The organism is Thermogemmatispora sp. (assembly GCF_019683755.1).
Taxonomy (GTDB): Bacteria; Chloroflexota; Ktedonobacteria; order Ktedonobacterales; family Ktedonobacteraceae; genus Thermogemmatispora.
In genome coordinates this window covers 1-2,932 of record NZ_JADGHT010000467.1, presented here as the reverse complement: position 1 = coordinate 2,932, position 2,932 = coordinate 1, and the positions used below count along the sequence as shown (strand labels likewise).

2 protein-coding genes are annotated in these 2,932 nt (G+C 64.4%); both read right to left on the bottom strand.

From position 1 onward, the window contains the following. Nucleotides 1–1,197: ATP-binding cassette domain-containing protein (locus IRZ24_RS18850; RefSeq protein ID WP_297167825.1), on the bottom strand; the 1,197-nt coding region annotated here is incomplete at its 3' end. Between the two features lie 85 nt (nucleotides 1,198–1,282). Continuing rightward, nucleotides 1,283–2,932: ABC transporter permease subunit (locus IRZ24_RS18845; RefSeq protein ID WP_297167822.1), on the bottom strand; the 1,650-nt coding region annotated here is incomplete at its 5' end.

The following is a 2,932-nucleotide window of genomic DNA, read 5'->3' as shown; positions in this document are numbered from 1 at the left end:
CGCCAGGTCCTCAGCGATGCGGCGCAGCAAGGCGACGCGCGCCAGGGCCTGCTGGCGGAAGAGGCGCTTTTCTTCCTGCACATCGGCCTCAGCCAGTTGCTGCCCAACGGCAGTCAGCACCAGCCTGCCCTCCTCCGGGCGTGCCAACTGCAGCAGGTCCGCTGCATCAACCAGCGGCAACAACTCGTCTAGCTCCAGCTGCAATGCTCGCCCCAGCTCTGACAGCTCTGCTCGTCCTCCTTGGGCCTGCACCAGCTCCAGCAGGCCGATGATGTCTGCCGGTGCCACATGCGGTAACAGTTGGTAGGGGCGAGCGGATCGCGGCTTGCCGCGGCGCAGCAGCGCTGGCTCTCTGGCCTCCAGCAGTGCGCTCCCATCTTCGTCCGGGCTGGTCATCAGTCGATAGAGCAGCTCCACGAGATGGGCATAGGCCGGCTGGTGGGGCTGCCGCTGCTCACGTGGTAGCCCCCGAACCTCGGCGCGGATGTGGCCCGGGTCGGCCCCCAGGATCAACAGGCGATCGGCCATACTGACCGCCTCATCGATGTTGTGAGTGACCAGCAGCATCGCGCGCGTAGGGATCTGGCCCTCGGTCCAGAGCCGCAGCAGCTCGCGTCGCAGATTGGCGGCGGTCAGCACGTCCAGGGCACTGAATGGCTCATCCAGCAAGAGCAGTTCGGGTTCGACAGCCAGCGCTCGGGCAAAGCCCACGCGCTGGCGCATGCCGCCCGATAACTCCTTGGGGTAGGCTTCCTCAAAACCATCCAGCCCGATCATGTCGATGACCGCCAGGGCACGTTTGAGACGCTGCAAACGTGGCAGGCCCAGCGCCTGCAGGCCGATCTCGACATTCTGGAGGACGGTCAGCCAGGGGAAGAGGGCAAAGTTCTGGAAGACCATTGCACATGAGGGCGTCGGACCGAGCAGCTGCTGACCGTGCACCAGGACCTCCCCCTGAGTTGGACGGATGAGGCCGGCCAGAATGCGTAACAGCGTGGATTTGCCGGAGCCGGACGGGCCAAGCAAGGCTACCAGTTCGCCGGCATGGATCTGCAGCGAAACGTCTTCTAACACCACAGGGGGACGACTCCCGCGCGTCTCTCCCCCACGCGCCTGGTAGAGATGGGTAATGTGGCGCGCTTCTAGCAGCAGCGCGCCATTCACCCGTCCTGTCTGCTGCTGTCCCATGAGTTCCATGAACTGCCTCCTTTCTTTCGTGTGCTCATCTGCAAGCTGAGCGGAGAAGCATCTGCCTGTTTCGGGTGCAGAGCCGCTCCTTGTCTCAGGCAAGCCGATAGCGCTGCTCGGCCAGACGGTAGAGGCGCTTCCAGATCAGGCGATTGAGCAGGACCACCGCCGCCGCCATCAAGAGAGTGCCTGCCAGCAGCACAGGGTAATTACCAGCGGCGGCAGCCGCGGCAATTTCGGCCCCCAGGCCGAATGTCTGGAACGTTTCCCCGTGGAACTGTACCAGCTCTGAGACGATGCTGGCGTTCCAGGCGCCGCCGCTGGCTGTGATCAGTCCCGTGACCAGAAAGGGAAAAATGGCCGGCAGGATGAGCGTGCGCCAGCGGCGCCAGCCCTTCACCTCGAAGAGGGCTGCGGCCTCCAGTAGATCACGAGGGATAGCCATCGCGCCCGCGATAACGTTGAAGAGCACGTACCACTGCGTTCCAAGCAGCATCAGCAGGATGGCGGCCAGGGAGAGGCTGCCCGGTAAGGTCAGAAGCACGGCCACCAGGGCCGGAAAGAGGGCAGTGGCTGGAATGGAGGCCACAATCTGGACCAGGGCTTGCAGGCGGCGCGACCAGCGCGGCGAGAGGCCGATGGCGACTCCTACAGGCACTGTCCAGAGCACGCCGATGGCCAGGGCCACGAGCGTACGCAGCCAGGTGGCGCCTGTTGCCAGTAGCAACCGCCCCCAAGTGGCAGCGGGCACCTGCAGCAGCAACTGCCCCCCCTGCCAGAGCACCCAGCCCACCAGCAACCCCAGCGAGATGAGCGCCAGGCCCGTCACCCCACGCCTGACCCCCACCCACATCCTGCGCTTCCATCCGGCTGTGGTGGCGGCTGGGGTCTCCTGCAGAGTCGGTAACGGCTGCAGCTGGTTGAGCACCATCGTGAACGCCTCCCAGAGCGGGCGCCCTACCCGACGTCGCAGCCAGCGCAACACGGGTGAGGCCCGTAGCAGCTCCAGCACAATCGAGCGCGGGGGGGCTACCTCGGCCTGCTCTTCCAGCTTGAAGCGCTCAGCCCAGGCTACGAGTGGGCGCCAGACGCAGACATCAAGCGCCACAATCAGGCCAATGAGGGTCAACAGGCCGAGCGCCAGCGCTCCCAGCTCGCCGCGATCGGCAGCGAGCTGCAAGTAGGAGCCAAGACCGGGCAAGCGGAACGATTGCGCTCCCAACGTGAACTGCTCAGCGGCCATCAGGAAGAACCAGCCGCCAGCCCAGCTCATCAGGCTATTCCAGACCAGTCCGATCAAGGAGGCGGGCAGCTCCAGCGTAAGAAAGCGCTGCCAGGGGCGCAGGCGCAGCAGCCGACAAACCTCCACGAGATCGCGAGGAAGCGTTAGTACTGAATGATAAAAGCTAAAAGTCATATTCCAGACCTGGCTGGTGAAGATAAGCAAGATGCTGGCCAGTTCCAGCCCCAGGTTGCTATGGGGGAAGGCCGCCACCAGAGCCAGTACGGCTGCTGGCAGAAAGGAGAGGATCGGAATGCTCTGCAGTACATCGAGGAGAGGAATGAGCACGCGCTCAGCCTGACGGTGAGTGGCAGCCACGTGGCCATAGAGCAGGGTGAAGAGCAATGCCAGTCCATAGGCTAGCAGCATCCGCAGCAGGGAATAGCCAGCGTAGAGCGGCAGCGCCAGCGGCGAGAGCGAGAGCGTCACCACTGGCGTCAAGGGAGCACTCCAGCGAGCAGC